This window comes from Vibrio sp. 10N.261.52.C11, from assembly GCF_041471405.1.
Taxonomy (GTDB): domain Bacteria; phylum Pseudomonadota; class Gammaproteobacteria; order Enterobacterales; family Vibrionaceae; genus Vibrio; species Vibrio crassostreae_C.
The window spans coordinates 1-6,632 of the sequence record NZ_JBFROI010000050.1 but is presented as its reverse complement, the minus strand read 5'-3'; the positions used below and the strand labels follow the sequence as shown (position 1 = coordinate 6,632).

The following is a 6,632-nucleotide window of genomic DNA, read 5'->3' as shown; positions in this document are numbered from 1 at the left end:
GGCGTCTGCTCTGACACAAACAACTTAGATTTTAAAATGCTCGCGGCATGGTGCAAGATATCTTTTTCTTCTACAGAGAAAAGGCTGTGATTAGAGTAGTTAGCAAGTACAGACATAATAGATCCCTTTTAATATTTAAAGTCGTGAGGGGCGGCGCTCAGTCCGTGTTATTGGCCATACAAGCTAGTCAGAAGGTCTTTCGCTATTTCTTGATGCTTAGCGGTCGTTTCAACGTTTCTCTCTTCTTTTTTCGCGTAGGCGTAATCTTCTCGCATCTGTTTTACCGTCGTCACTCTGTCACATACGCTAATGCTCACCCCTTTTCCTTTCTGGCTTTCCTCCAAGATCAAAGAGTCGGTATAACCAAACTCCTTAAGTAAAATCTCATGCACTTTGACCGCTCGAACGCTCGAATTAAAGTCCATTGAATTCACCCAGATAAGTCCTTTTGAAACCGTCGCTGAAACAGTCGAACGAACTGCACGTTCAACGACCCGACAGGAGATATCATTTTTTGGTGAGCTTTCGTGCCCAGCGGCGAAACGCTGGTCGCTGAACATCGGTTTAGAGAGAGTTGGGGTTGAGTTTTGTTGTGCCATGAGGAGTTTCCTTTTTGTTTGAGTATCACTTTTATGGAGCCGCTTGGCTGTCCAGACCTCAAACAGGGTTCTTCTCTGCAGGGGCGCGAAGCGTTTATTTACCCTTGCAGAGAAGGTTCTGATTGAGGATGGTGAACAGTCTGCGAGCGCCATCCAGTGATGCGAGTCGAAAGGAAAATCGGCACATAAGAAAACAAGCCCTTACTCGAACTTAATTGAAGCCAGTGAAAGGCAATAAGGAGGCACGACGAAGCGCAGCTACGCAGTAGCGGAGGCGTTGGGTGATTGTTCGCAGTAACTTAATGTCACATCGAGCTTGCTCGATAACAGTGCCATAAGTTATCGCGAGAGGAGTGAAGCGACGGAATGAGCCGACCGAAGGGAGAACGCCCAATATTTAAGTTTAATACGTACTTTATAGATTGATTGGCGTTAGAAAAAGAACCGTCCGTACTCAATCTTCAAGGGTAAGTGTTCGAACGCGGTTCAAGTCAAATATCACAATAAATCTAAAGGGCTATTCGCCGTCTAGCCATTAACTCAATTAGCCTCCATCTTTTTGGTCAGGGAGAGTGGAAAGTGAAAAAGCTTGATGCAAAGAAACGCAGAGCATGGCAAAAGCTGCACTTGGCTGTTCATGTCGATACACCCGAAACCATGAGTGCGGAAGTCAGTTTTGTTGTGCCATGAGCCTCTAAAAAAGAAAGGTTGTCCCTCACTGAAACTCACCTCGAAAGAAGGTAATGCTTTGGGAAGAGAGTGGAGCAATAAATGAAGCGGAAAAGGCGCTAACGAGCGGTAAAACGAGTTTGAAATACTACAACGCTCAGATAGGTGAAATGATAGTAAATGTCAAAACTACAAACAAAAATTATAGCTCTGGCTATGCCAGTTAGAAGCCAACGGTTAGCCATAGACGATGTAGCTTTATCTCCAGGCAGATTTTATCAACACCACCACTTTGCCACACAACCCTTTATGCTTGAGCAGCTAATGAGAAAGTTGTGCGAGTTCGTCTGTATTCAATCCCGTGACATCCATAATGGTTTGTTGATCTAGACCATTAAGCAGCATCTTACGCGCCATATCCTTGAGCGCTTCTTGGCGGCCTTTTTCCTCACCTAATTGTATACCTTCTTGGCGCCCTTCTTGGCGGCCACGTTGCTCGCCTTGTTGGCGCAATTGTTCTGCAATAGTCATAAGTGTTTCCTCGTGTTTCGGTACTGATGAGACCAGTGACGTAATTAACGCTTCTAGGTTACTTGTTTCACCCACTTGGAGTAGGTAGCTCATCAATGACTGTACTTGCTTATCTGTAGTGTAATCGGTGAAGAGCAATGTGACCAGAGGCTCAAGGAAATCCATGATATCGCGATGCCTAGCGTGCTTTTGTACAAGTTCAAGTAACGCGATACGGCGATGTTGCATTATCTCATCATCGGAGATAACAGTGACATCGACCAATGGAAAATCTTGAGTATAGAGAGCCTTAGCCATCTTAGGGTTAGCAAAACCTTTTAACCAATTCATCTCATATGGGTAGGGCGAGACTTGGCCATGGTAAAACTGCAAAGGGATCACCAAGGGTAAATGCTCATGACCCGCTTCAATATGTTGTTGCATGGCAGCGATAGCGTAACGCATCAGTCTGAACGCCATGTGTTTATCTGGCCGACTCTGGTGCTCGATTAACGCATAGACGTACCCTTCCCCCTGAGACGTTTTAAGAGAATAAAGGACATCCGAATAGTAAGGCCGTAAGTTTTCTTCTATAAAGCTGCCTGATTCGAGCTTTAGGGTAGTCAAAACAGTACCATGATAAAAATTCTGCACCATGTTGGTTTCTTTCTACACATCAATTTAGTTCATTTACTCTAAGTAATCTTTGCCCCATTCTGCGTTTCGGCAGCTAGCTATCACAGAATGCAGCCGCCAATTTTGACCTACTTGTTCTTATGTCTAGAGCTCTAACTATGTGACCAAATCTGCTAATCCACTACATTAGAAGGGCAACTCTCTTCCCTGTAATTGATCGTTCTCCCGTAAAATTCGAGCTTATCTAGTAATAAACTGCCGAATACCTTTTTGGTCATTTAATTTTCACATCCAAACCAAGTGATATTAAGGTACCTACCAGTGTTGTGATCACCACCGATATCAATGAACCAATCAGCACATACTCAGTCATGCTTCGGTCGTCTGATTTATTCAACTCACCAAACCTAAATATTGACTTAGCCGCCAATACAAAACCCACAGCTGCATAGCTCCCCACAAGCGTAAAGGTCAGTATTAACACTCGCTCTAAGTAACCGATCAACTCACCACCTGCGATAAGACCACTAATACTAGTAGTATCTTGAGCTGATATTGGAAACTTCCTTAAGACGCAGCCAATCACAATCGAAGTTGGCTTGAGAATTAGTAAGTAAGCAAATACCACCATAACACCATCTGAGAACTTCTCATCTTGTAGTACGGCATCGATCATTACACCATCTGCCATGTGAAAGGCAATGGCTACTAGCACTGATACATGCAAAGTCTGGTCGATAATAAAATAGGAAAACTTACCACCATTTCGTGCTCTTACTTTCCACAAATCGATAATAAAATGACTTACCGCTATGATAACTACCAAGCAAGTAGTTGAGCGCCAGTCAATACCTAACGCTATAGCAGGAACTAACAACGCGACACCGTGTAATAGTGAGTGAAAGTACAGTTCAGTTGAACGGTAAGTGTATTTTTTCTTTGCTTCTACCCATTGGTTCGGCTGGAGGTAAAAATCACAGATAATGTGAATCATCAAGAACGGTATTAGAACATCAAAAAAATTAAACATACTTGAGTCCCGTCACTTGGTTTATGAATCGCCAATTTAGCTCACTGATTAGCGGCCAACCTGAAGCTTTAAGAGACTTACTGGCAGTGGCAGTAGCAACATCGAGCTTTTCTGCTAACTCACTAATAGACAAACCTTCATTGGTTCGAAGCATCGGAAGCATAACTTCACATTGGCGCGAGGTTAATTCCGTTAGTTGTCTATCGAGGTACTTAAAGAGTAAGTCAAAGTGCTCAGTGAGTTCGAAACGGTCAGAGTTAAATAACAACCTGTCGCTTTTTAAGGCTTTTAGTCCACGCCCAGAAAGAACAAATGCTTCACCCATCGATTCAGAGACCAACTCACGCAAATCGGCATTAGAGGCAATAGCAAGGCTAATACGACTATCAAACTCTTTGCCAAGCGCTTTAATGCCAATACGATAAATGATGGTATATCTCAGAGCGTTTTCAATATCATGTACCACGGTCTGAAATTCATCACCGCGCTCAATGCTGTGCGCATTTGATGAATTTGCTTCGGTGATCTGTCTCTGAATGTCCTTGATTCGTTTAAGAAGTTGTTCAAACTGTTCAGATGTTAGCTTGGTTGAGTTGACAATATCGCCGCTGATCACTGCGATAGGTTTAGAGATAGGTTCCACATTAAAACTCCTTCTTTCATGTAGATACCAATTTAGCCGTTTATGGCTAACAATGCAAATTTAGCCATTTATGGCTAATAAATAAAAATTAGCCGTTAAGAGCTAAACGATTCATGAAGCTTGTCATTACATCAGTTTTACTGTCATCACTTTTACGAGTGAAGTTCGACTACTGTGGCAGTGACCCAATATGATCTGCACCATCAATAATGGATACTGACTCACTTTTGTCCAGAACCTTCGTAGGCTGAATTTTTACCCGTGGCATTTTCTAGCACGTTTGTGCCCCGTTATTTGGTAGACCTTTTACTCATTCATATCCTGTTCATGGGGTTTTGCCCTACTAGAAGTTATCCATTCTTCTAATGCTGTTCGTCGTGAATCCCCGTGTTGTATCACGGGGGTAAATTCGACCAACTATCAGCACACTATTGAGCCATGCTAGCTACTTGGTGACAGAATTCATATCAAAATCCAACTAAAACCTGTAACCAATCAACCTTTCATATTGGCAAAGTTGAATATATTGACTAAAATATCCCTTCATTACTGACACTTAGGACAATAAACTTGAATCTAGCTCTAGATGGTATGCCAGCTTGGAAAAGAAGAACATATAAGGTTTTAAGTTGGAGCTTAGTACCAACTATTTATAGCTTCGCTTCCTTTGGCTACATTGGCATACCAACCAATATACAAGAGATGGTTCGTCATCAATTACCGTTAAAGTACCGTTCTTATCTGCTCAGCCAATTCACTATCGACCAGTGGTTTACTTTTCTTTTTCTCAGCGCTGTTGCTTGTGTTCTATGGGGAAGTCTTGGTGGCTATTTAAAAGGCTCATTACTCAAAAAGGCTAACAAACGGATATCCGAAGAGAATGCCAAGTTAGTTGATGAAAATGAGCAACTGATAGCACAAAACAATAGTAACTCAATTAACTGTTACCAGTTTTTTAGTCGCTACATATACAATAACTACTTTAGTAAGTTCAAGTTAACGTCAAACGAGCGTATCAGTCTTTACAAACTCGATATGGAAATGTTCTCTTGTGTAGGGCGCTACTCTGACAATGAGATTTACAAAACCAAACCAAACCGTTTCTATCCTCGAAACATTGGTTGTATTGAGAATGTTTGGAAGCAAGGATACTTTCAACATGTTATACCACACAACCCTGATGATAATATTGATGCTTGGAATAAGCATAACATTGACGAGTTTGGTTTTGACTTAGCAGTTCTCGAGCTTATAAAGATGAAAAGCCAGTCACTTCAAGGGTTTCGCATACAAAATGAGAAACAAGAAACTGTAGCTGTGCTAATATTTGAATCAACAGAAAAAACTGGTTTAAAATTTGAAAAGATCAAAGCGGCAATGACAGCAAGAGAACAAAAAAACTTGTGTCATCTTCTAGAGTCGCTCGAAAATCATATGCCAAGTTTAGAATCAGCGCATTTGGAGGGTTTCTAATGGATACATTAATTTTACATGCATTAAAATATATCTTACGTAACTACCCACACAAAGGTGAGCTGTCAGCTTCACGATTGACTAAAATGCTATATTTGGCAGATTGGAAAAGCGCATTAGAGTTTAACCGTCAATTCACAAACAAAGTATGGCATTTCAACCACTACGGTCCGTATATTGATGACTTTGTAAAGATGGCTCATAACGATGAAGACATCGAAGTTACAAATACGACAAACTATTATGGCGGTCAAAAACAATTATTTACTCTTAAAAAGAGTTTTGACCAACCTATAGATCTTACTCCAGAACTAAAGGGTACGTTAGATTTTGTAATTTCAGCTACAGAAGATAAAAACTACGAAGACTTTATCAAGCTTGTTTACTCTACTTACCCAGTAATCTCGAGTAGTAAATATTCAAATTTAGATTTGGTCCAAAAAGCTCGAGAGTATAGAGATCACCTTCCGAGTGCTTAGGTAGGTGCCCACATCAAGTAGGTATAAATAAAAAGCCGAACTTATCAAGTTCGGCTTTTTTATATCTGTTATTGACTGAACCAAAAAAAATGAGATCTAATGGAGTGAAAATTTCGTCTATTTATACCAATTATCCTGCATAAACTTAGATACTTCGGGCTTGATATTAAACCAATAAGCGTTGTTTCCTGTTGTATCAATGACCATTAGTGAATCGTTTGAGTCCATCTTAGCCCACACTTTCTTTGCAGCCTCTTCCGCTGTAAATTCAGCTCTTACATACCAAAAAGATTTATGAACTTTTGCCCATGAACCAAGACTCTGAATCTCCTCAATTACTTTTGAGTAATCTTGTCCTGGTGAGTTTAGATCATACGAAACCATTAAATTATTAGCCATATCCGACACTCTTTGTTTAGTTACCTATATGAGCTTTATCTTGAACACTCGTCAGATATGCTCCAGACAAACTCTTTTCGGTACCGATATTATGCATAAAGTACCTATACAACAGTGATCGCTATCTACTAGTTATAAAAAAGCCGAACCCTCTCGATAAAGGTCCGGCTTCTTTCTGCGTATTTCGGTGATTG

At 40.9% G+C, this 6,632-nt stretch carries 6 protein-coding genes and 2 pseudogenes; 3 read left to right on the top strand and 5 right to left on the bottom strand.

Going from position 1 to position 6,632, the window contains the following annotated elements:
• Window positions 1-167 precede the first annotated feature (167 nt).
• The gene (locus tag AB4323_RS18365; protein WP_136975317.1) at window positions 168-599 is read right to left on the bottom strand and encodes a hypothetical protein; all 432 of its coding nucleotides are present in this window, start codon (window positions 597-599) and stop codon (window positions 168-170) included.
• 469 nt (window positions 600-1,068) lie between these two features.
• Between AB4323_RS18365 and AB4323_RS18360 the strand changes: the two are divergent.
• Window positions 1,069-1,499 (top strand): annotated as a pseudogene (locus AB4323_RS18360) (IS5/IS1182 family transposase); the annotation flags it as partial.
• Window positions 1,500-1,589: 90 nt separating this feature from the next.
• Here the strand turns inward: AB4323_RS18360 and AB4323_RS18355 are convergent.
• The 3 genes and pseudogenes from AB4323_RS18355 to AB4323_RS18345 form a co-directional block, all read right to left on the bottom strand.
• Window positions 1,590-2,405, bottom strand: a pseudogene (locus AB4323_RS18355) (Rpn family recombination-promoting nuclease/putative transposase); the annotation flags it as partial.
• A gap of 283 nt (window positions 2,406-2,688) precedes the next feature.
• A complete protein-coding gene (locus AB4323_RS18350) occupies window positions 2,689-3,444 on the bottom strand; it encodes a DUF3307 domain-containing protein (protein WP_102535353.1) in 756 nt (251 codons plus the stop codon).
• A complete protein-coding gene (locus tag AB4323_RS18345; protein WP_102535354.1) occupies window positions 3,437-4,087 on the bottom strand; it encodes a hypothetical protein in 651 nt (216 codons plus the stop codon). Before AB4323_RS18345 ends, AB4323_RS18350 begins: the two co-directional genes overlap by 8 nt.
• A gap of 570 nt (window positions 4,088-4,657) precedes the next feature.
• Here AB4323_RS18345 and AB4323_RS18340 point away from each other — a divergent pair.
• Window positions 4,658-5,560: a hypothetical protein gene (locus tag AB4323_RS18340; RefSeq protein ID WP_102535355.1), complete on the top strand. Its 903-nt coding sequence runs from the start codon at window positions 4,658-4,660 to the stop codon at window positions 5,558-5,560.
• Window positions 5,560-6,039: a Panacea domain-containing protein gene (locus AB4323_RS18335; RefSeq protein ID WP_102535356.1), complete on the top strand. Its 480-nt coding sequence runs from the start codon at window positions 5,560-5,562 to the stop codon at window positions 6,037-6,039. The genes AB4323_RS18340 and AB4323_RS18335 overlap by 1 nt, the downstream gene beginning before the upstream one ends.
• Before the next feature lie 117 nt (window positions 6,040-6,156).
• On the opposite strand, the gene AB4323_RS18330 is transcribed toward AB4323_RS18335, so the two are convergent.
• Entirely contained in the window at window positions 6,157-6,438 is a 282-nt protein-coding gene (locus AB4323_RS18330) for a hypothetical protein (protein ID WP_102535357.1), read from the bottom strand.
• Between the last annotated feature and the right edge of the window lie 194 nt (window positions 6,439-6,632).